Source organism: Sphingobium sp. FG125, assembly GCF_057809795.1.
Genome location: NZ_JBMDKQ010000014.1, coordinates 1 through 21,487 on the forward strand (window position 1 = coordinate 1; position 21,487 = coordinate 21,487).

Annotated in this window: 25 protein-coding genes; 12 read left to right on the top strand and 13 right to left on the bottom strand. The window is 62.9% G+C overall.

The genetic code is table 11. The features are described 5' to 3' along the window. Positions 1-15: 15 nt before the first annotated feature. Both ACODSR_RS13860 and pobA read right to left on the bottom strand, forming a co-directional pair. Positions 16-201, bottom strand: a complete 186-nt coding sequence (locus ACODSR_RS13860) for a hypothetical protein (RefSeq protein WP_489077251.1) — start codon at positions 199-201, stop codon at positions 16-18. A 45-nt stretch (positions 202-246) separates the two neighbouring features. Then, positions 247-1,416: a 4-hydroxybenzoate 3-monooxygenase gene (pobA, locus tag ACODSR_RS13865; RefSeq protein ID WP_489077253.1), complete on the bottom strand. Its 1,170-nt coding sequence runs from the start codon at positions 1,414-1,416 to the stop codon at positions 247-249. A 206-nt stretch (positions 1,417-1,622) separates the two neighbouring features. Between pobA and ACODSR_RS13870 the strand changes: the two genes are divergently transcribed. Genes ACODSR_RS13870 through ACODSR_RS13885 form a run of 4 tightly spaced genes read left to right on the top strand, consistent with a single transcriptional unit; the run spans position 1,623 to position 4,648 of the window. Then, positions 1,623-2,183 carry a DUF3237 domain-containing protein gene (locus ACODSR_RS13870; protein ID WP_489077255.1) on the top strand — a complete coding sequence of 187 codons (561 nt, stop codon included), beginning with the start codon at positions 1,623-1,625 and terminating at the stop codon, positions 2,181-2,183. 17 nt (positions 2,184-2,200) lie between these two features. Beyond that, on the top strand, positions 2,201-3,508 hold the full coding sequence (locus tag ACODSR_RS13875; protein ID WP_489077257.1) for an MFS transporter: 1,308 nt from the start codon (positions 2,201-2,203) through the stop codon (positions 3,506-3,508). A gap of 8 nt (positions 3,509-3,516) precedes the next feature. After that, positions 3,517-4,389: a helix-turn-helix domain-containing protein gene (locus tag ACODSR_RS13880; protein ID WP_489077259.1), complete on the top strand. Its 873-nt coding sequence runs from the start codon at positions 3,517-3,519 to the stop codon at positions 4,387-4,389. 31 nt (positions 4,390-4,420) lie between these two features. Then, complete coding sequence (locus ACODSR_RS13885) at positions 4,421-4,648, top strand: hypothetical protein (protein ID WP_119746773.1); 228 nt, start codon at positions 4,421-4,423, stop codon at positions 4,646-4,648. A 63-nt stretch (positions 4,649-4,711) separates the two neighbouring features. On the opposite strand, the gene ACODSR_RS13890 is transcribed toward ACODSR_RS13885, so the two are convergent. The 6 genes from ACODSR_RS13890 to ACODSR_RS13915 all read right to left on the bottom strand — a co-directional run bounded on the left by ACODSR_RS13890 (position 4,712) and on the right by ACODSR_RS13915 (position 10,395). Next, positions 4,712-5,650 carry a Gfo/Idh/MocA family oxidoreductase gene (locus tag ACODSR_RS13890; protein ID WP_489077261.1) on the bottom strand — a complete coding sequence of 313 codons (939 nt, stop codon included), beginning with the start codon at positions 5,648-5,650 and terminating at the stop codon, positions 4,712-4,714. A gap of 92 nt (positions 5,651-5,742) precedes the next feature. Next, a complete protein-coding gene (locus ACODSR_RS13895; protein ID WP_489077263.1) occupies positions 5,743-6,639 on the bottom strand; it encodes a class III extradiol dioxygenase subunit beta in 897 nt (298 codons plus the stop codon). A 1-nt stretch (position 6,640) separates the two neighbouring features. Further along, positions 6,641-7,087, bottom strand: a complete 447-nt coding sequence (ligA, locus tag ACODSR_RS13900) for a protocatechuate 4,5-dioxygenase subunit alpha (RefSeq protein ID WP_489077265.1) — start codon at positions 7,085-7,087, stop codon at positions 6,641-6,643. Further along, complete coding sequence (locus ACODSR_RS13905) at positions 7,084-8,109, bottom strand: amidohydrolase family protein (protein ID WP_489077266.1); 1,026 nt, start codon at positions 8,107-8,109, stop codon at positions 7,084-7,086. Before ACODSR_RS13905 ends, ligA begins: the two co-directional genes overlap by 4 nt. A gap of 105 nt (positions 8,110-8,214) precedes the next feature. Beyond that, positions 8,215-9,180 carry an NAD(P)-dependent oxidoreductase gene (locus tag ACODSR_RS13910; protein WP_489077267.1) on the bottom strand — a complete coding sequence of 322 codons (966 nt, stop codon included), beginning with the start codon at positions 9,178-9,180 and terminating at the stop codon, positions 8,215-8,217. 63 nt (positions 9,181-9,243) lie between these two features. Continuing rightward, positions 9,244-10,395, bottom strand: a complete 1,152-nt coding sequence (locus ACODSR_RS13915) for a LysR family transcriptional regulator (RefSeq protein WP_489077268.1) — start codon at positions 10,393-10,395, stop codon at positions 9,244-9,246. A 103-nt stretch (positions 10,396-10,498) separates the two neighbouring features. On the opposite strand from ACODSR_RS13915, the gene ligK reads away from it, so the two are divergent. The 3 genes from ligK to ACODSR_RS13930 all read left to right on the top strand — a co-directional run bounded on the left by ligK (position 10,499) and on the right by ACODSR_RS13930 (position 13,309). After that, the gene (ligK, locus tag ACODSR_RS13920) at positions 10,499-11,173 is read left to right on the top strand and encodes a 4-carboxy-4-hydroxy-2-oxoadipate aldolase/oxaloacetate decarboxylase (protein WP_489077269.1); all 675 of its coding nucleotides are present in this window, start codon (positions 10,499-10,501) and stop codon (positions 11,171-11,173) included. Positions 11,174-11,278: 105 nt separating this feature from the next. Next, on the top strand, positions 11,279-12,340 hold the full coding sequence (locus ACODSR_RS13925; RefSeq protein ID WP_489077270.1) for a 4-oxalomesaconate tautomerase: 1,062 nt from the start codon (positions 11,279-11,281) through the stop codon (positions 12,338-12,340). A gap of 90 nt (positions 12,341-12,430) precedes the next feature. Continuing rightward, positions 12,431-13,309: an amidohydrolase family protein gene (locus tag ACODSR_RS13930; protein WP_489077271.1), complete on the top strand. Its 879-nt coding sequence runs from the start codon at positions 12,431-12,433 to the stop codon at positions 13,307-13,309. Positions 13,310-13,321: 12 nt separating this feature from the next. Here ACODSR_RS13930 and ACODSR_RS13935 read toward each other — a convergent pair whose 3' ends face one another. Beyond that, positions 13,322-14,785, bottom strand: a complete 1,464-nt coding sequence (locus ACODSR_RS13935) for a carboxylesterase/lipase family protein (RefSeq protein ID WP_489077272.1) — start codon at positions 14,783-14,785, stop codon at positions 13,322-13,324. A gap of 187 nt (positions 14,786-14,972) precedes the next feature. On the opposite strand from ACODSR_RS13935, the gene ACODSR_RS13940 reads away from it, so the two are divergent. The 5 genes from ACODSR_RS13940 (at position 14,973) to ACODSR_RS13960 (ending at position 18,668) form a co-directional block, all read left to right on the top strand. Continuing rightward, the gene (locus ACODSR_RS13940) at positions 14,973-15,437 is read left to right on the top strand and encodes a nuclear transport factor 2 family protein (RefSeq protein WP_489077273.1); all 465 of its coding nucleotides are present in this window, start codon (positions 14,973-14,975) and stop codon (positions 15,435-15,437) included. Between the two features lie 79 nt (positions 15,438-15,516). Beyond that, positions 15,517-16,269 carry an SDR family NAD(P)-dependent oxidoreductase gene (locus ACODSR_RS13945; RefSeq protein ID WP_489077274.1) on the top strand — a complete coding sequence of 251 codons (753 nt, stop codon included), beginning with the start codon at positions 15,517-15,519 and terminating at the stop codon, positions 16,267-16,269. A gap of 24 nt (positions 16,270-16,293) precedes the next feature. Further along, entirely contained in the window at positions 16,294-17,094 is an 801-nt protein-coding gene (locus tag ACODSR_RS13950; protein ID WP_489077275.1) for an SDR family NAD(P)-dependent oxidoreductase, read from the top strand. 71 nt (positions 17,095-17,165) lie between these two features. Then, positions 17,166-17,741 (top strand): TetR/AcrR family transcriptional regulator, encoded by a 576-nt coding sequence (locus ACODSR_RS13955; protein WP_489077276.1) that lies wholly within the window; start codon positions 17,166-17,168, stop codon positions 17,739-17,741. Positions 17,742-17,822: 81 nt separating this feature from the next. After that, on the top strand, positions 17,823-18,668 hold the full coding sequence (locus tag ACODSR_RS13960) for a TauD/TfdA dioxygenase family protein (protein ID WP_489077277.1): 846 nt from the start codon (positions 17,823-17,825) through the stop codon (positions 18,666-18,668). Between the two features lie 71 nt (positions 18,669-18,739). On the opposite strand, the gene ACODSR_RS13965 is transcribed toward ACODSR_RS13960, so the two are convergent. From ACODSR_RS13965 to ACODSR_RS13980, 4 genes are read right to left on the bottom strand one after another with little or no spacing between them, the layout of a single operon-like run. Beyond that, positions 18,740-19,051, bottom strand: coding sequence for a type II toxin-antitoxin system RelE/ParE family toxin (locus ACODSR_RS13965; protein WP_489077278.1), 312 nt, complete (start codon positions 19,049-19,051; stop codon positions 18,740-18,742). A 5-nt stretch (positions 19,052-19,056) separates the two neighbouring features. Beyond that, entirely contained in the window at positions 19,057-19,314 is a 258-nt protein-coding gene (locus tag ACODSR_RS13970) for a ribbon-helix-helix domain-containing protein (protein WP_489077279.1), read from the bottom strand. 53 nt (positions 19,315-19,367) lie between these two features. Then, the gene (locus tag ACODSR_RS13975; RefSeq protein ID WP_489077280.1) at positions 19,368-20,699 is read right to left on the bottom strand and encodes an aromatic ring-hydroxylating oxygenase subunit alpha; all 1,332 of its coding nucleotides are present in this window, start codon (positions 20,697-20,699) and stop codon (positions 19,368-19,370) included. Positions 20,700-20,717: 18 nt separating this feature from the next. Next, complete coding sequence (locus ACODSR_RS13980; protein ID WP_489077281.1) at positions 20,718-21,485, bottom strand: enoyl-CoA hydratase/isomerase family protein; 768 nt, start codon at positions 21,483-21,485, stop codon at positions 20,718-20,720. Positions 21,486-21,487 lie beyond the last annotated feature (2 nt).

A 21,487-nucleotide genomic window follows, 5' to 3' on the forward strand; every position in this document is an offset into this window, starting at 1 on the left:
TACCGAACGCTCCCATTAGGCAGCGCCCCGTCCGGTGAACAGCCCTCTAGGTAAGGCCAGAGATTCGGTCAACAGGAAAAATGCCTGCGGAACGATTTTTTGTTGAGAATGTTCACGAAAATGACGCCAAACCCCCTCAAACATCGGAATTTCCACCGGCTGAAACGGAGAATGGCGCAGGCGGCTTTCCAGCCTGCCCACGCCATTCTCGTCGCCCGATCCTGACTGAAGCAGCGAACCCTGCCCCTATAGTGGCAGGCCCACATAATTTTCCGCGATCGTCGTCTGCGCCGCCACCGACGAAGCAATATAGTCCAGATCGGCGACCTGCATCCGCCGGTCGAACGCATCGCTGTCGGGAAAGCGGTGCATCAACCGGGTGAGCTGCCAGGAAAAACGTTCCGCCTTCCACACACGCGCCAGCGCCTTGGCGGAACAGCCTGCCACCCCGTCACAATCCCCGCGCCGGAAATAGCCGATCAGCGCCTGCGACAGATAATGCACGTCCGATGCCGCCAGGTTCAGCCCCTTCGCCCCGGTTGGCGGCACGATATGCGCGCTGTCACCCGCCAGCATCAGCCGCCCGTGCCGCATAGGCTCGAACACGAAGGAACGCAGCGGCGCAATCGACTTTTCCAAAGCCGGGCCGCGCACCATCTGCGCCGCGGCCTCCGGCCCCAGCCGGATCGCCAGCTCGTCCCACAGCCGGTCGTCGGACCAATCCTCGACCTTCTCGTCCAGCGCCACCTGCACATAATAGCGGCTGCGCGTTTCCGACCGCATCGACGCCAGCGCAAAGCCGCGTTCGTGATTGGCGTAGATCAGCTCGTGATTGCAGGGCGGCACGTCGGCCAATATGCCCAGCCAGCCGAACGGATAGACTTTCTCATAGGCGGTTGCCACCGATGCTGGGATCGCCTTGCGCGAGGGGCCATGGAAACCATCGCAACCGCACAGGAATTGCGCATCGATCCGGTGGGTCGTGCCATCCTTGCTATAGGTCAGATAGGGCGCATCGCTGTCGACATCATGCAGCGTGACGTCGCCAGCCTCATAGATGATCTCCAGCCCACGTTCGGGCGCCGCCTCCATCAGGTCGCGGGTGATTTCGGTCTGGCCATAGACCATCACCTGCTTGCCAGTCAGCGCGGCGACGTCGATGCGGATCAACCGCTCGCCATCGGCCAGATGAAAGCCGTCATGCGGCAGGCCTTCGGCGTGCATCCGCGCGCCCAGGCCCAGCTGGTCCATCAGATCGGTCGTCGTCCGTTCCAGCACGCCCGCCCTGATGCGGCCCAGCACATAATCGGGCGCAGCGCGCTCGACGATGACCGTCTCAATCCCCTCGGCCCGCAGCAAATGGCCGAGCAACAGCCCGGCTGGCCCAGCGCCGATAATCGCAACCTGCGTTTTCATGATAAGCCTCTCCTGCCGAACCAGATTTGCGCCGATCATGGCCTTTTGCAGGTCGTCATCACAGGGGCGGACCAACCATATAGTTGGACGATTCAGCAGCTTCTTTGAGCGAATGCAGCGCAAACTTGACCGGTATGGCGGATTATCGCATGAAATAGCGCAAGAACCCATAATGGACGATCCGACAGAGACGCGAGAGGAGAGACATGACCGATCCCCTGCCCCGCCGCAGCCTGCTCAAGGCGATGCCGGGCCTCGCCCTCGCCGGCGCTGCCGCTCCCGCCATGGCCGCTCCCTCCGATGCGCTGGCGACCCCGCCGCTCACCCTTGCCATGCGGTTGCGCGTGCTGATCGGCGCGCCGCAGGAACTGGGCACCGTCGATGGGGTGCGCAAGCGGGTCATCCCCATTACCGGCGGCAGCGTGGATGGCCCGCGCCTGACCGGCAAAATCCTGCCCGGCGGCGCGGACTGGCAGTCCATTCGCTCGGACGGGACTGCGGACATTCTCGCCCGCTATTCGATAGAGGCCAGCGACGGCACAATCCTGTCGATCGTCAATCCTGGCTATCGCCACGGCCCTGCCCCGGTGCTGGCGCGGATCTCGGCGGGCGAAGTGGTCGATCCCGCGCTCTATTATTTCCGCACCACACCGCGCTGCGACGTGGCGAGCGATGGCCCGCACGCCTGGCTCGGCCGCACGGTCTTTCTCTGCACCGCTGCGCGCTATAGAGACCATGTACGGCTCGACATTTTCGCGGTCGGCTGAAAACAAAAGGATTGAGGATGGGAGAGCAGGCAACGGACGTCCGGCGGCGACTGGATGAAGCGCCCATGGGGCGGCTTCAAATCATCGCGATCATATTGTGCGTCCTGCTCAATGCACTGGACGGGTTCGATGTGCTGGCGATCAGCTTCGCCTCGCCCGGCATCGCGAAGGAATGGGGCGTTGATCGCGCCGCTCTTGGCCTCGTCCTCTCGATGGAACTGATTGGCATGGCGGTCGGCTCCGTCCTGCTCGGCAATGTCGCCGACCGGATCGGCCGCCGCCCCACCATCCTCTTCTGCCTCATCGTTATGGCGACAGGCATGGGCGCCGCGACGCAGGCATGGGACGTCGTCTCGCTCTCGGTCATTCGTCTGGTCACCGGCCTTGGCATTGGCGGGATGCTCGCCTGCACCAATGCCATGGTCGCCGAACTGGCCAATGCCCGCGCCCGCAGTCTGGGGGTCGCGATCATGGCGGCTGGCTATCCGGCGGGCGCGATCCTTGGCGGGTCGGTCGCCTCTCATCTGCTGGTCGCGGGCGACTGGCGCGACATCTTCCTGTTGGGCGGCGTCGCCACCGCCCTGTTCCTGCCCTTCATCTGGTTCCTGCTACCTGAATCGATCGGCTTCCTGCTGCAAAAGCGGCCCGACAACGCGCTGGTGCGGGTCAATAATGCGCTAGGCCGCCTCGGCCAGCCCCCGATCGACGCCCTGCCGCCGGTTGACAGCAAAGCGCTCAAACCCTCCTTCGCCGCGCTATTCGCGCCGGGCCTGGCCCGCACCACCATCCTACTGACGCTTGGCTATTTCTGCCACATCATGACCTTCTATTTCATCCTGAAATGGGTGCCAAAGATCGTGGTGGACATGGGCTATGCCCCCTCGGCCGCAGGCGGGGTGCTGGTCTGGGCCAATGTCGGCGGCCTGCTGGGCGCGCTGCTCTTGAGCGCGCTCAGCTGGCGGATCGCGATCCGGCCGCTGGTCATCATCGCCATGGTCGCCTCCACCTGTCTGGTCACATTATTCGGTCAGGAACAGACGACGCTGGCGGGCCTCAGCCTGATTGCCGCCGCCGCCGGTTTCTGCACCAACGGCGCGGTTGTCGGTCTCTACGCGCTGGTCGCCCAGTCATTCCCGACCGCCGTGCGCGCCGGTGGGACCGGTATCGTCATCGGCGTCGGACGTGGCGGCGCGGCGCTGGGACCGATATTGGCAGGCTTCCTCTTCAGCCTCGACGTCAGCCTACCCTGGGTCGCCTTCGCCATGGCGCTTGGATCGTTGGTCGGTGCAGCGCTGCTGATCCCGTTGCGCGCCCGCCCCGGCTGACGCCGCCCATGACGATCGCCCCCGTCCCCAGCTTCTACCTTTATGGCGAACCGCAGCGAAGCGTAGCGGAAGGGTTCGTCCATGTCGAAAGCCTGGACGACCGATCCCGCCCCAGCGAATGGACGATCAACCGCCATGTCCATCGCGACCTCAACCATATCATCCTGATAGCGCAGGGCGGCGGCGCGATGCAGGCCGAAGCGAGCGAGTTCCGGTTCGAGGCGCCCTGTCTGCTGCTGGTCCCGGCCGGGATCGTCCATGGCTTCACCTGGCACCGCGAATCCAGCGGCCATGTCACCACCATCGCCGCGGCCTATCTGCGCCACTTGGTCGCCCGCGACGCCGATCTCGCCCCGCTCTTTGCCCACCCCCATGCCGTGATGCTGCCACAGGCGGAGGGCGACGCCGCCGAAGCCGCGATCGCGCGCATGGCGCAGGAACTGGGCTGGTCCGGCCCCGGCCAGCGCGCTGCGATCGAATCCGCGCTGCTCGCGCTCATGGTGCTGGCGCTGCGCCACGCGGCCCTCACGCAACAAGTACTGCCCGGCACCCCGCGCCAAGCGACGCTCGTCGCCCGCTTGCGCGAACGGATCGAGCAGCGCTTTCGCCAGCGCGAACCAGTGTCGGACCATGCCCGCGCATTGGGCGTCAGCCTCACCGCCCTGCGTCAGGCCTGCGCCCGCGTTGCCAATACATCCCCCGCCCAGATGCTCGACGACCGCGCCCTGCTGGAGGCGCGCCGCCTGCTGCTTTATTCGCAAATGTCGGTGGCAGAGATCGCCTATGCCACAGGCTTTGAGGACCCGGCCTATTTCTCGCGCTTCTTCGCCCGCCATATCGGCCAGCCACCCCGTGTCTGGCGCGCTGCCAGAGACGGTTGAACCTGCGCCCGCCCGGCCCTATGCACAGGCGATGACCGTGGATAAGCTGACCGATCTGCTCGTGGCGAAATTGCTGCGCGACCATGGCAAGAGCAAACATCATTGGCGCAAGCTGATCGGCCCGATCCGCCTCTACAGTCGCGCCACCCATCCCCATTGCAACTGGTCGGTGACACCGACCGGTGCCTTTGCCGATGTCGCCAGGCTCGAAACCCTGCTCGACGATCTGCGGCTGGCGCACCCCTTCGTCACCGCCTGACGCAAAAAGGGCGCAGCGGATGTTTCCGCCGCACCCTTCCTTGCGACCCCGAAGGGATCTCCATTACGCCAGCTGCTGCTCCAGCTCGCCCAGCACGCGATAGCAATCGAACACTTTGGCGACACTCGAATTGGGCTCGCGGCCTTCGCGGATCGCGCTGATGAACTCGCGGTCCTGCAACTCGATGCCGTTCATCGACACGGCCACCTTGCTGACGTCGATCGGCTCTTCCTTGCCATTTACCAGGTCGTCGTAGCGCGCAATATAGGTGCCGGTGTCGCCGATATAGCGGAAGAAGGTGCCGAGCGGCCCGTCATTGTTGAACGACAGCGACAGGGTGCAGATCGCCCCGCTCTCGCTTTTCAGCTGGATCGCCATGTCCATCGCAATGCCAAGTTCCGGGTGGATCGGTCCCTGCATCGCGTGCGCCGACACGATCTTGCCTGCCTGATAGGCGAACAGGTCAACCGTATGCGCGGCATGGTGCCACAGCAGATGGTCGGTCCACGACCGTGCTTCCCCCTTGGCATTGATATTCTTGCGGCGGAAGAAATAGGTCTGCACATCCATCTGTTGAATGTTCAGATCACCCGCCGTGATCAGATTATGGACATATTGATGGCTGGGGTTGAACCGCCGCGTATGCCCGACCATGCAGGTGAGGCCGGTTTCCTGTTGCTTGGCCAGCACCGCCTGCGCATCCGCCCAGCTGTCGGCCAGCGGAATTTCGACTTGGCAGTGCTTGCCAGCATTCATGCAGGCAATGGCTTGCGCCGCATGCATCTGCGTCGGCGTACAGAGAATTACCGCATCAACATCATCGCGCGCCAGCGTGTCTGCCAGCTCGGTGGTTGCATGGCCAATGCCATATTTGTCGGCAATCGCCTGCGTCGCATCCAGCCGCCGCCCAACCAGCGACGTCACGCTCACGCCATCGATATTCTTCAGGCCATCCAGATGCTTTTCGCCAAAGGCGCCCGCACCAGCCAGGGCAATACGCATGGAAAACTACTCCATAATAAGCCCCTCCCTTTTAAGGGAGGGGGAAGGGGTGGGTGCGAGCGAAGCGAGCCTGCGCCCATCTTGAAGGGGGTCTACTCCGCCGCGATAGCGCTCACCGTGTCGCTACCGGTCATGTCCAGCCCTTCGCCATTATCCGGGCGCAGCACCATATGGCCGATCGCGGTGTTGGAGCAGGGCACATGATAATGGCGGTGCAGCGCACGGGTTTTCTTCCCCAGCGCGCCGCGCATCACCAGCCACATCACCATCTCGATGCCTTCGCTGCCGGTCTCGCGCAGATATTCGATATGCGGAATCCGGCGCAGATGGTCGCTGTCACCGACCAGACCGTCCAGGAAACGGTTATCCCATTCCTTGTTGATCAGGCCCGCGCGCGGCCCCTGCAACTGATGGCTCATGCCGCCCGTGCCCCACACCTGCACGTTCAGATCCTCAGGGAAGCTTTCGACCGCCTTGCGCACCGCCTCGCCCAGCGCCCAGCAGCGATTGCCCGACGGCGGCGGATAGGTGACGACATTGACCGCCAGCGGCACGACCTTGCATGGCCAGGCGTCAGGCTTGCCGAACATCATGGAAAGCGGCACGGTCAGGCCATGGTCGACATCCATCTCGTTGATGATGGTCATGTCGAACTCGTCCAGCACCAGGCTCTGCGCGATATGCCAGGCGAGGTCAGGATGCCCCTCCACGTCCGGCACGGCGCGCGGCCCCCAGCCCTCGTCCGCCGACTTGTAACGCTCGCCACAGCCGATCGCGAAGGTCGGGATAATCTTCATGTCAAAGGCGGACGCATGGTCGTTATAGACCAGGATGATGACGTCCGGCTTTTCCGCCTTCTCCCATTCGCGCGTCCAGTCATACCCTGCAAAGATCGGGCCGAAATATTCGTCGCGATCCTTGTCGAAATCCGACGCCACACCCAGCAGCGGCACATGGCTCGACGCCACGCCAGCAGTAATCCGCGCCATATCAGCGATCCTCTTTCTTGGCCGCAGCCGCATTGGCCCTGATCGACCGCAGGCCTTCGGGCGAGCGGCCACCATTCATCATCATCTCGCGATATTGCGGAAATTCCATGTCGGTCATGGTGCTGACCGCTTCAGCGAACGGAATGCCATCGGTCGAAAACAACTTCGCCAAAAAATAGACATTGCCGCCCAGATCCAGACAGCGATTATAATCGCGCGCCAGCAACGCCTGCTTCATGTCCTCAGTCAGCGGCCATTCGTCCATATAGGCGCGTTCGTCAGCCTTGAACTTGGCGCGATTCTCGTCCTTCATCAGGCTCATCGCAAACTGGTTCATATGATAGCCCTGCCGCGCCCGCTTGGCGGTAAACACGCGGGTGCCGGGAATATCCTCCATCTCGGCGAGATATTCGTGAATATCCTGATGCTTGGGATCTTCTGTAATCATAGTCCCCTCTCCTTCAATTGCGCATCCAGCCGGGGAAAGACGCGGCGGGCATTGCCCTCGAAAATGGCGGCGCGCTCGGCATCGCTAACATCCAGCGCATCGACATAGCGTTTGGTGTCGTCGAAATATTGCCCGGTGGTGGGATCGATCCCGCGCACCGCGCCGACCATTTCCGACCCGAACAAGATATTCTTGTTGTCGATCACGTCGGCCAGCAGGTCGATGCCCGGCTGGTGATAGACGCAGGTGTCGAAATAGATATTGTTCATCAAATGGGTCGCCAGGTCGGGCTTTTTTAGCATGTCGGCCAGACCCCGGTAACGTCCCCAATGATAGGGTACCGCGCCGCCGCCATGCGGGATGATGAAGCGCAGCGTCGGGAAATCCTTGAACAGATCGCCCTCCAGCAGCTGCATGAAGGCGATCGTGTCGGCCGCGATATAATATCCGCCGGTCGCGTGCATCGCCGGGTTGCAGCTGCCCGACACATGGATCATTGCCGGGACGTCCAGCTCGACCATCTTCTCGTAAAAGGGATACCAGTAGCGATCGGTCAGCGGCGGATGGGTGAAATGCCCGCCGCCCGGATCGGGATTGAGATTGCAGCCGATAAAGCCCATTTGCGTGACGCAGCGCTCCAGCTCCGCGATCGAATTGCTCATGTCGGCCTTGGGCGACTGGGGCAACATGCACACGCCAACGAAGGTTTCGGGGAACATCGCCACGACCCGCGCGATCAGATCGTTGCAGCGGATCGCCCATTCCTTGGCCATCGCCTCATCGCCGACATGCGGGGCCATCGCCGACGCGCGGGGGGAAAAGATCGTCAGATCCGCGCCGCGCTCCTTGATCAGCCGCAACTGGTTCGCCTCGATCGTCTCGCGAATTTCAGCGTCGCTAATCTCAGGATAGGGCGGGCACGGCGTCCCGGCCTTGAAGGCGGCCTTCTGTTCTTCGCGCCACGCGTCGTGCCCCTTGGGCAACACCGTATAATGGCCATGGCAATCAATAATCAGGCTCATCCGCTCTCATCTCCACCAACTCACCGTCGTCCCCGCGAAGGCGGGAACCCATCTAGCCCCAACAGCCTTGCAACGAGCCGCCCAAAACCTGTCCCGCAACCCCCGTCATTCCCGCGCAGGCGGGACACGATAGTGCGCCGAAGGCAATCCATCTCCCACCGCTTCAGCCATCGCCAGGACCGGAGTTGGATCCCCGCCTTCGCGGGGATGACGAGGTGAAGAAACCCCAATCTTCGCCCCCAACCCCTCCGGCACCGCCGTCACCCCCAACGCGCCGATCGCCCGCTGCCGCTCGACCGTCCCGCGCGTCATCGCCGCACCGGTGCCAAGGCCTTCCAGCGTCTTGACCACTTCCTCCATCTCGGCCGCACGGCGCAGGCCATGCACCAGCATCCGGTCCAGATTATAGTCCGCCCGCGCGTCCCAGGGCCTCGCCTTCTCGCTCGCATCGAGCGACGCCAGAACCTCGTCCAGCACATCGGCCGCATCCGCCGCCAACACACATTCGGCGGTCAGCGCCTCTATCCCCTTGACCATGACCGACCGGATCATCTTGATGGACGACGCGCGCCCCACATCCGCGCCAACAACGCGCGTCTTGGCAAAGCCCAATGCCTGCAACCGCACCTCTGCAACTTGCGCCTTGTCACCGCTCAACAGCAACGGCACGTTCAACCGCGCCGGATCGACCGGGGCCATGACAGCGACATCGACATAATGCGCGCCCGCCGCCTCGATCGCCCGCGCCGCCGCCTGCTTGGTCTGCGGCGCGACACTGTTCATGTCGCAGAAGATCGCTCCCGGCGCGATCAACGCTGCCGCCGCCTCTGCCACGACAAGCGCCTGATCCGCCGTCACCAGCGACAGGATCAGTTCCACCCCGTCCAGCGCGTCTTCCATGAAGCGCGCAGGCAGCACACCCGCCTGCGCATAGGCGGCCAGCATCGCATCGCGCGTGGTCACGCATTCCGTCTTGGCATCATAGACATGGGCGGCTGCCGCCCAGTCCCCTGCCAATGCAAAGGTGGACCCCGCTTCGCCAAACCCGATGAGACCGACTTCCTGCTCCATGCGAATGGGATGCCGGATTGAAGCCGCAGTCGCCAATCATATCCGGGGCCTTACTATAAGATTTTACGAATTCATCTCTACTACAGCCCGCTCGATCGCCACCATGAACTGCTGTTGCAGCCGCGTCGGTCGCCAATCGGCCCGGCTGGTGAGGCCAATGGTGCGGCTGATCTCGCCCGGCGCCGGGCCGATATCCGCCAGCATCCCACTGTCCAGTTCGACCCGTAACTGATCGACCGACAACAAGGTCAGATAGTCGCCGCTCACCAGCAATTGCCGCACAGTCATGACCGATCCGCATTCGATCGGCACCGCAGGCAAGTCACCCCCCAGCGCCGCGAACATAGCCCGCCACAATTGGCGCAGCGGCGTCCCTTCGGGCGGCAATATCCAGGGCAAGCGCCGCAGATCATCGCCATCCCAGCCCCGCTCCAGCGGGTGGCCCGCCCGCGCAAAAATGGTCGGTCGGTCCTCGAACAGGGGCAACTGGACGAGATCCTGCCCGATTGTCGCATCGCGCAAGGCACCGACCATCATGTCGATCTCGCCATCGCGCAGCGGCCCCACCAGTTCAGCGTGCGAACCTTCCACCACGGATATGTCGACCTGCGGAAAATCGCGGCGGAATCGGGTGATCGCCAGCGGCAGCAGTCGCGCCCGGCTGAGCGGCATAGCGCCTACCAATATCCGCCCGCTTTCCTGCCCCCGCAGTTCGGCAATCTCCTCCAGCCCCTGTCGCAGTTCCGCCAGCGCCAGCCGCAACCGCCGCGCCAGCGCCACGCCCGCGCGCGTCAGCATCAACCCCCTACCCCGCCGCTCAGCCAGCCGCACCCCAAGCGCCAGCCCCAGATCGCCCACCGCCCGGTGCAGCGACGGCTCCGCCACCCCGACCAGCGCCGCCGCCGCCGCGTAGCTGCCCGCCCGCGCCAGTGCGACAAAGGCGCGGATTTGCGCTGCCGTCACCCGGCTGCTGCCGATCAGCCGCAACGCGACCTCGACCCGCGGCTTGAACCGCAGTGCCACGTCGGTCGGTGCCATCCCGCCCGGTCGCCGCTCGAACAGCGCCGCGCCCAGTTGCGCCTCCAGCTTGGCGATGCCCTGCGTCACCGCCGGTTGGGTCAAATTCACCGCCCGCGCCGCCAGGCTGACGCTGCCCTGATCAACCACCGCGACCAGCGCGGCCAAGTGCCGGATATTGAACTGATCAGCTTCCATTTTTGACAATTAGCAAAATTTTATGTGTCCGCGCCAGAACCGATTTGAGCATTGCGTTACATATGTCCATGTCACTGTCGGCTTTAGGAGAAGGAACAGCGCCATGTCCGGCATCGTCGTCCAGAATATCGAACGGGCGGAGATTTCCGTCATTGACGGTCTCGCTCAATGCGGCGTCGCCACCGTCCATGAAGCCCAAGGCCGCACCGGCCTGCTCGCCCCCCATATGCGACCCATCTATCCCGGCGCCCGGATCGCGGGCAGCGCCGTCACCATCTCCGCCCCTCCGGGGGACAACTGGATGGTCCATGTCGCGATCGAACAATTGAAGGAAGGCGACATCCTCGTCCTCGCTCCCACCAGCCCCTGCACCGACGGCTATTTCGGCGACCTGCTCGCCACCTCCGCCCAGGCCCGTGGCTGCCGCGGCCTCATCATCGACGCGGGCGTGCGCGATTTGCGCGACCTCAAGCAGATGAACTTCCCGGTCTGGTCAAAGGCGGTCCACGCCCAGGGTACGATCAAGGGGACGCTGGGATCGGTCAACGTCCCCATCGTCTGCGCCAATGCGCTGGTTAATGCGGGCGACGTTGTCATCGCCGACGATGACGGCGTCTGCATCGTCCCCCGCGCCGACGCCGTGTCGGTGCTGGAAAAGGCCCAGGCCCGCGAAGCCGCCGAAGAAGCCAAGCGTGTCCGCCTCGCCGCAGGTGAACTCGGCCTCGACATCTACAATATGCGCCCGCGCCTCGAAGAGATGGGCCTGAAATATGTGTGAGTGGCGCGAGCCTCATAACCCGTTCGCCCTGAGCCTGTCGAAGGGCTGTTCTTCTTTGGAAGAAGGGCTGGGCTTCGACAAGCTCAGCCCGAGCGGAGTATAGTTATGACCGTGATCAACTCCGCCCGCGTCATGTGGATGCGCGGTGGCACGTCAAAGGGTGGCTATTTCCTGGCCGACGACCTGCCCGCCGACACCATCGCCCGCGATGCCTTCCTCCTGCGCGCCATGGGGTCGCCCGACCCGCGCCAGATCGACGGCATGGGCGGTGCCGACCCGCTGACCAGCAAGGTCGCAGTCGTCAGGAAATCGCAGCGCGACGGCGTCGATATCGACTATCTCTTCCTGCAAGTGTTCGTGGATCAGGCGATCGTCAGCGACGCGCAGAATTGCGGCAATATCCTGGCTGGCATCGGTCCCTTCGCGATCGAGCGCGGCCTGATCGCCGCACAGGATGGCGAGACGCGGGTATCCATCTTCATGGAAAATACCGGCCAGATCGCCATCGCCACGGTCCAGACCCCCGGCGGCATTGTGCGCTATGACGGCGACGCCAAAATTGACGGTGTCCCCGGCAGCGCCGCGCCCATTCCGCTGGAATTTCGGGACACCGCCGGTTCGTCCTGCGGCGCGCTGCTCCCGACCGGCAATGCTTTCGATATGGTGGAAGGCGTGCCGGTCACCATGATCGACAATGGGATGCCCTGTGTCGTCATGAAGGCTGCCGATGTCGGCATCACCGGCTATGAGGATCGCGACACGCTGGACAAGGACAGCGCGCTGAAGGCCCGGATCGAGGCCATCCGACTCGCCGTCGGCGAACGCATGAACCTGGGTGATGTCAGCGAAAAGTCAGTACCCAAGATGATGCTGGTCGCCCCGCCCCGCGACGGCGGCGCCGTCACCGTGCGCAGCTTCATCCCTCACCGCGCCCATGCCTCGATCGGCGTGCTGGGCGCGGTCAGCGTCGCCACCGCCTGCCTGATCGAAGGGTCGCCCGCGGCGCAAGTCGCCAATATCCCCCCCGGCAATCGCAAGACGCTGTCGGTCGAACATCCGACCGGCGAAACCACCTGCGTCATGGAACTGGACGAAAGCGGCAATGTCGCCAGCGCCGCCATGCTGCGCACCGCCCGCAAGCTGATGGATGGCACCGTCTTTTCTTAACCCGTTCGGGCTGAGCCTGTCGAAGCCCTGCATTTTTCTTCAAGAAAGAACAGCCCTTCGACAGGCTCAGGGCGAACGGAGTTTTAGGATATGACCCGGATCGTTTCATGGCACGGCAACCCATCCAAGCCACTTTACACCCCGCCGCCGGGCGCAATTGACGCCCATTGCCATGTGTTCGGACCGATGGCCGACTTCCCCTTCAGCGCGAAGGCGAAATATCTGCCGGAAGATGCCGGGCCGGACATGCTGTTTGCCCTGCGCGACCATCTGGGCTTTGCCCGCAACGTCATCGTCCAGGCCAGCTGCCACGGCACGGACAATAGCGCGACGCTGGACGCCATCGCCAAATCCAACGGCAAGGCACGCGGCGTCGCCGTAGTCGATCCGGCGATTTCCGACGTAGACCTTGTCGCCCTCCATGAAGGCGGGATGCGTGGCATCCGCTTCAATTTCCTCAAGCGCCTGGTCGACGATGCGCCAAAGGACAAGTTTCTGGAGGTGGCCAAGCGCCTGCCCGCGGGCTGGCATGTCGTCATCTATTTCGAGGCTGATATTCTTGACGAATTGCGCCCCTTCATGGACGCCATCCCCGTGCCGCTGGTCATCGACCATATGGGCCGCCCCGATGTGACCCAGGGACCGGACGGCGCGGACATGAAGGCATTTCGCGCCTTCCTCGACAGCCGCGACGACATCTGGTTCAAGGCGACCTGCCCCGACCGCCTCGACCCGAATGGCGACCCATGGAACAGCTTTGCCGACGCCGTCGCGCCGCTGGTCGCCGACTATCAGGACCGGGTGCTGTGGGGTACAGACTGGCCGCACCCCAATATGCAGGACGCCATCCCCGATGATGGCCATCTGGTCGACATGATCCCGCGCATCGCGCCCAGTGCCGATCTGCAACGTAAGCTGCTGATCGACAATCCGATGCGCCTCTACTGGCCCGACGAGGTCAGCGCCTGACCTGGGTCGGGGTCAGGCGGACAGGCCGACCCCGACATCCTGCCCATCCCACGCCCGCCAGCGATCGACCTCCGGTCGGGCTTCGATCCGGTCGGCCAGGTTGAATACCATAACCTGCCCTTGGCTCTCGTCATAAGCAGGCCATGCGGCTTCGGGCCGACCATGGTGCACGAAATGCGCGATATGCCGCGTCATCCGCTGCCCCAGCGCCGCGCGGCGTCCGGTCATCCGCCCGCCCCGCGCCAGCGCCGCGCGTAATCCCCGCATCGGCCAGGTCAGTGTCAGGTCCAGCCCATGGGTCGCCCCGGCAACCGGATGAGCATAATCGAAGCGATAGAACCAGGTCGGGCTGTGCGCGGCATGGCGATCGGCGAAATGACGGGTCGACATGACGAAGGTAAGGTCGCTGGCCAGCGCCCGACGTCCGGCCTTGGTCCGCGGATAGGTTGCCAATATGGCCTGCGCCTGCTCTGTCCCCAATTGTTCGTGCAGCAGCGCCTCCAACTCAGGCCATCGGGTCGGCAATATATCGCCAGGCAGAAGTTCAAAAAACCGTATCTCATCGCGCGTTGCTCCTGCCAGCAACGGCACGGGCGCTGTCTGCGACTGCCGCACCGCCTCCATCGTTCCCGGCAACAGATCATCGTCCAGCCATGGAGCGGCAGCAATAGTGCGGGGGTTCGCCGCACCTACCACCGCCTGCGCCTCGAACAAGCGGCGCAATTCTACCGCCTGCAACGTTGCAAGGCTCCGGGCATCATCGCCCAGCACAGCCTTGTATTGCCGCCCGATCGCCGCACTCCGTGCCTTACTATGGATCAGGCTGACCGCACCACTCTGCATGATCGCCTGCTGGAATAACGGCCGCGCTGATGGCATATGCATCAACAGCGATACCGACATGGAGCCTGCCGACTGGCCACCAATGGTCACCCGGTCAGGATCACCGCCAAAAGCCGCGATATTCGCCTGCACCCAGGTCAAGGCGGCAATCTGGTCACGGAGGCCCAGATTAGACGGAATATCCGATGTTTCCATTGTAACACCGAAGTTGACGAACCCCAGTATACCCAAACGATAGTTGATGGTGACGACGATAATCCGCCCATCGCGTGCGAGGAGGGAGCCATCATAACCATTGCCGCTGCCACCGACAAAGGCACCGCCATGAATCCACACATAAACAGGCAGACATTCACCATCGCCCAAATCGTCCGGGGCGTAGATGTTGAGGGTCAGGCATTGTTCGGCAAAATCGGGTTCAGCGAACCGCGCGCGTTTGGCGTTGTTACCAAACATTTGCGGACATTGTGGCCCCGCAACGCTTGCGTCTCGGACGTCGACCCAGGAGGCGGCAGGCGCCGGCGCGGCGAACCGGGCGGCATCAGCGTAGGGGATACCCAGCCAGCGCCGTGCGCCATCGGCTTTTGTTCCCCGAACCAAACCTGATTGCGTAGCGACGATCAACGCGTCCATGCCCTTGCCTCCCCCGGCTGCTTCACGCCGCTTGTCTATCAAACACTATCGCAGCCACACTGCCGACCCAACAGCGATTGTCAATCAGCCCGATCGCCACCCCGTTATCGACAATTGACGGCCATGCGGGGTGCCGATCCGGCCTGATTGCGACTAGCCTTGCCCGACATAGCAGGAGAGGCAGGCATTGGCGCAACTGGTTGCGAAGGACGAGATCCGAGAACTGGCGCACCTCTATGCGCGGGGAATTGATCGCAAGGATATGGGCCTGCTGCGCATACTCTACACCGACGATGCCGTCGACAATCATGGTGCCTATTATAGCGGTGCGGTGGAGGGATATTTTGCCTTTCTGGAAATGTCGCTGCCACACATGCACATCGGCAGCCACAATATCTGCAATCACCTGATCAGTGTCGACGGCGACCGGGCAACCGGCGAAGTCTATGCCATCGCCTGGCACTTGGTTCCCGACGGCAAGGGCGGGCTGGCGCACGACGTTCAAAGCGTCCGTTACGTCGATAATTATCGCAAGGAAGCCGGACGCTGGCTGTTCTCGCGGCGCGACGTGACAGCTGCGTTCAGCCCTGTTCGCCTGCCATTAAGTCCCGCGCCCGCTTCGCTCCCGCGATCTAAGCCCGGCTTTGCTTGACAGTCGGAAGCCCCAAGTTGATCACCCGTTCAAACACAGGTCCGGTCCAGAGGGACCGAACGACAGGAAGGATTTGGCGATGACACGCTCTCTCAATGGCAAGGTAGCAATCGTGACGGGCGCCGGGTCGGGAATTGGCCGCGCTATCGCCATCCGGCTGGCAGAAGATACCGCGAAGATCGCGATCTGGGACATTAACGCCGAAGGGGCAGCCGAAACTGCCCGCCTGGTCGAGACAGCGGGCGGCACCGCCATCGCCATTGGTGTCGATTGCTCCGACAAGGCAGCGATCCACGCCGCAGCGGAAGAAACCCGCGCAAGGCTGGGTCCGGTCGCGATTCTCGTCAACAATGCCGGGATCGCCCCCTTTACCCCGTTCATGGATATTGACGATGATCTGTTCGACAAGGTCATCCATATCAACCTGCGCGGCCCTTATCTTCTGACAAAGGAAGTGCTGCCCGACATGCTGGCAGCCGGGTGGGGCAGGGTGATCAACATCACCTCCTCCTCGGTCCAGTCAGGGTCCTTCGCACAGGGCCATTATGTCTCGTCCAAGGGTGGGCTGATGGGCATGACCAAGGCGCTGGCGCTGGAATTTGCCGCCAGCGGCGTGACATTCAACATGGTGCCGCCTGGATTTGTCGATACGCCGATGCTGCGCGCCGCGCCGATCGATGTTGATGCCTTCGCCCAGACGCTGCCAATGAAGCGCATCGGCAAGCCGGAGGATATTGCCGCCGCCTGCGCCTATCTGGCGTCGGAGGAAGCCAGCTACATCACCGGCCAGACGATCAGCACCAATGGCGGCCGCTATATGGGGTCGCATTAAGAAAGGGTCGAAGGGACCAAATCCATGCGGCTGGCGGGCAAGATCGCGATCATCACTGGCGCGGCGGGCGGCATGGGGGAAGCAGCGGCTTTGCTATTCGCGCGCGAGGGCGCGAAGGTCGCTGCGGTCGATTTGGATGAGGCCAAGGTCGCGCCCGTGGTGGACGCCATCCGGGCGCAAGGGGGTGAGGCGATCGCCATCGGTGCCGATGTCAGCAAGACAGCCGACATCTTGCGCATCATCGCCCGCACCGAGGCGGAACTGGGCCTGCCCACGATTCTGTTCAACAATGCGGGTGTCGATACAGAGAATAAGCAGTCGATCCTGACCATCGACGAGGCGGCGTTCGACAAATGCATCGACGTCAACCTGAAGGCCGTCTGGCTGATGATCAAGCATGTCGCCCCGCGCATGATCGCGGCAGGCGGCGGCTCGATCGTTAACACGGCCTCCATTGCCGCATCGATCGTCGCTGGCACCGCAGGCTATTGCGCGTCCAAGGCTGGTGCGGTCGCGATTACCAAGGTCGCGGCTGTCGAACTGGGTCGCCACAATATCCGCGTCAATGCGCTATGTCCCGGTGCGACCGAGACACCGATGGCCAAGCACCAGCGACAGGAAATGGAGAAAGCTGGTCTGCCCACTTCCACCGTGCTGATGGACCGGATGGGCGTGCTGGGGCGCATGGCGCAGCCAGAGGAAATGGCGATGATGGCGCTGTTCCTGGCGAGCGACGAGGCCAGCTTTGCGACCGGGGGCGTGTTCAACAATGATGCGGGCTGGACGGCGATGAGCGGCATATCCGTCCAGGATTTCGCCCGGTGACCGTCCGGGTGGCTAATAGGCCATCCGTTGCGCGCCCTTGCGCGCCCGCCAGCGATACCTATGGTCGGCCCATGGTCCAGAAACGTCGCATCGGGGCGGAAAGCTCCGAAACCCGCGCCCGCATTGTCGAAGCCGCCGAACAGGTGATCCGCGATGAAGGCTATGCCGCTGCCAGTTCCCGACGCGTTGCGCTGCGCGCCGAACTGCCGCCATCGCTGGTCCATTATTATTTCCCGACCACCGATGATCTGCTGCTGGCGGTGTTCCGCCGCGGCGCGGCACAGAGCGACGCGATGATCGAGCAGGCGTTGGCCAGCGACGATCCGGTTCGGTCGCTATGGCGCTTTTTTTCCGACACCAGCCGCACCGCGCTGGCGATGGAATTTGTCGCGCTGGCCAATCATCGCAAGGCGATCCGTGCCGAAATCGCCCGCCACAGCGAAGCGATGCGCGCGCGCCAGACCGAATGCTTCGAACGCCTGCTGGGCGACCGGCTGGCGCAGCGCGGCGTCAGTGCGGCGGGCCTGAGCTTGCTGCTGGCCAGCGCGGGGCGTGCGCTCGTGATGGAAGGGGGACTGGGTGTTGCAGCCGGCCACGCCGACGCGCGGCGGGCGGTTGAACAGTGGCTGGACGATCTGCTGGCCTAAAAAATGAGAGGTGTTGACTTTTTGCGCCCGCAGTGCTGAACAAGTGTTCAACGTACAGGCTAGACTGAGGAGAGTCGGACCATGGCAACCACCGCGATCACGCGCTTTGCGCATGAAGAGATTAAGCCGAAGATCGGCAGCCGCATCCTGAACAGCAAGGAAGAGTTGCTGGCGGGCGATCTGGGTCCACAGATTCGCGAATTGCTGGAACAGCGCGGCGTGCTGGTGTTTCCCAAGATCGACTTTAACGACGATGAGCAGATCGCCTTTACCAAGACGCTGGGTACGTTCGCGCCGGAAATGCAGGACGGCACGAACCACAAGATCCACAAGATCACGCTGGACGTGAAGGAAAACCCGCAAAGCGCCGAATATCTCAAGGGGTCGCTCTACTGGCATATCGACGGCACGATGAACGACACGCCGATCCTGGCGTCACTGCTGTCGTGCAAGGTCAAAGCGACCTGGGGCGGCAATACCGGCTTCTGTAATACCTATGCTGCCTATGATGCGCTGAGCGACGAGCAGAAGGCGGAATATGAAAAACTGCGTGTGATCCATTCGGTCTGGGCGACGGTCTTTTACTATGAACCCGAACCCAGCCTGGCCAAAATCCAGGGGATGCAGCGGATCGGCGAGAATGAGCTGCCATTGGTGTGGAACCACAAGTCCGGCCGCAAGTCACTGGTTCTGGGCTGCACCGCACATCGGGTATTGGACGTAACCCCAATGCGGAGCGCGGAAATCCTCGTAGGCCTGCGCGAATGGGCGACGCAGGAAGAATTCAGCTACAGCCACGACTGGAGCGTCGGCGATCTGGTGATCTGGGACAATACCGGCACTATGCACCGCGCCGAGGCGTATGACCCAACCTGCAACCGCATGATGCACCGCACCAAGTTGCAGGGCGAAGAGCCGTTTGAATAGGCGGAGATAGTTTGGATGATAGGGAGGCCCGCTACCGTGAACGGTAGCGGGCTTTCTTGTTTGGCCCCGTGTCAGGGAAGATCGGCGCGGAAGCGATCCATCTGGTGCGTCCGTTCGTGGAGGATCGTGACGATCCCGACCGTGCCGTCCGGCAAAATCCGCCATTGGATATAGTGATGCTCGAACCGGCAACAATAGCCGTCTACGCCGAATTCGGTCGGAATTAATCGCCAAGGCACGCCGCGCGCGGTGATCGCTTCAAATTGGGTGAACAGCGCGCGGATATAATGTCCAGCCTGCGCTTCGCCCCAGGTGTCGTGGGCGTAGATATAGATTTCGTCCAGCCGACGACCCGCCGCTTCCTGTACCCGGAATGTAGCCATCGGTTTCAGGAACGACGGTTGCGGGCGATGACCGTTTCGGCATCCAACGTCTGATAGCTTGAATCCGGTGCGGCAAAGGCGCGCGTCAGTTCGGCTTTCAATCGGGCGAAATGATCGGCTTCCACTCGCTCCTTGTCGCGGCGGATCAGGTCGCGGACATATTCGCTGACATTGTCATAGGCTCCGGCGTCACTGACATTGGCGGCTACGAAGTCGCTGAGCGCGCCGCTTACCCGCACGTTGAGCGTCATCGGTTTGGACATGGCGCATTCTCCCTGTCCTCAATATAATGAATATCGAGGACGGGACAAGCAGGTCAATCGATCAGCCTCGGCGCGCCCGTCCCCATATAGCGCGCCAGATTCTGGTGCAGGCTGGCGACAGATCGTTCCATATAGGGGTTGGGCTGGGTGCCGCGAAAGCCGATATTTTTCATGCCCTGCTGAACCGCCGCCATGTTGGTGAAATCCTGTTGCAAAACCGGGGGCCAGGCTTCGGGCGGGGTATATTCCCACTCGGTCGCGGGCGCTTCGCCTTGCGGGAAGAGTTCATAAACCGCTGCTTCAAAAATGCATTTGTCGGGGTCGCCCTGATAGGGGCGGGCGCAATAGCAGAGCATGTTGTTGACCGCATGGCCGATCTGAAAATTGGGGAATATCTGCCAGGCAGTGCCGCTTTTGGCGGTATGGGCGGGTTCGACCACCGGCCAGAATATGCCGCGCTTTTCGTCGTCAGCACGGGCTGTGGCGAGCCAGTGTTGCAACACCTGCGGCGCGGGCGTGCCTTCGGGCAGTTCGTCCTTCAGGCGCGTGGCGGCGTTCACCAGCGTCATCGTCGTATTGGTGTTGGCATTTTCCCAGGTGAAGAGCTGCATTTCCGCTGTGGACAGGCGCGGGTCTTCGCCTGAGCCGATGCGCAGCTTGGCCTGGTTTTCGTCCATATTTTTGGGCGCGTCATAGCCGATATTGCTGTGCAGGCCATGCTGGCGCGCCCAGCCGCGAAATTCGCCGAAGGCGTTGAATTCGGGGTGGGTAGTCTGGACATGATAAGTTTCGCTGAACGCTTCCAGCGCGACCTTCCAGTTGCAGTCGAAAATGATCCACTTGCGCCAGCGATAGCGCATATTCTGGAGGCCGAACGGGTCAAGCATCTCCGGCACGACGCCCAGATAGTCGGCGAGTGATTCCGCATCGGGATTGAGCGTGATCCAAGCCCAGCCGCCCCATGTATCGACCCGCACCTTGCCGAGCGCCGTGCGCTCCGCCGTCAGCTTGCCCTGCCAGTCGTCCTGATGGTTGACGAAACTGCATTGTCCCTGTCTGTCGAAGGTCCAGCCGTGGAAGCCGCAGATGATGCTCATACGGTTGCCACGCGCATTGCGGGCGCCGGGCGGCGTGTCGATCAGGCGGCGGCCGCGATGGGGACAGACATTGTGGAAAGCGCGCAGCTCGTCCGGAGCGGTGCGCATGACGATGACCGAGTCTTCGAGGATGTCATAGGTGACGAAATCGCCGACATTGGGGATGTCCTCCAGCCGGGCGGCCTGTAGCCAGACCTTGCGCCAGAGGCGGTCCTGTTCGGCGCGAGCATAGTCGAGCGACACATAGGCTTCGACCGGAACGGTGACCGGCTCTGTCAAATCTGTCATGGCATCCTCGCTTGTCATCTATCGGCCCTGCCAGTTGGGCTGGCGCTTTTCGGCAAAGGCGCGCGGGCCTTCTTGCGCGTCGTCGCTCATATAGGTGTATTCGGTGGCCGCACGGGCCGCCTGGAGCGCGGCGCCGCGGCCCATTTCGGTGGCCAGCATCACCGTGTCGCGCCCCGCCTTCACCGACAAAGGCGCGCCGTCGAGTATCTCGGTGGCCAGAGCGATTGTCGCGTCCAGCAGCGCTTCGGGTTCAGCCAGACGGTTGACGAGACCGATCTCATAAGCGCGCTGGGCAGTGATCGGTTTGCCGGTCAGGATGATTTCCATCATGATCCGCTGCGGGATCATATGGATGAGCGGCGCAGCCCAGGGGGAGGAGCGACCGACCTTTACCTCGGTAATGGCAAAGCGCGCGCTCGTGCTGGCGACGCAGAGATCGCAGGCCTGCGCGATCATCCACCCGCCCGCGAACGCCACGCCGTTGACGGCGGCGATCGTGGGCTTGGTCAGTTCGATCGTGTCGTAAGGCAGCGGAAACATCGCGCGCGGCGGGACGGTCATGCCGGTTTCGACCATTTCCTTGAGATCACCGCCCGCGCAGAAGGCCTTGTCGCCCGAACCGGTCAGGATGGCGACGCGCAGTGCAAGGTCGGCTTCGAACCGCGCCCAAGCTTCGCGCAAGCCTTCACGCACTTCATGGCTGAGGCAGTTGCGCTGGTCGGGGCGGTTGATCGTCAGGATAGCGATGCCATCGGCGCGGGCGTCGAAGAGGACGGCGTCGGTCATGA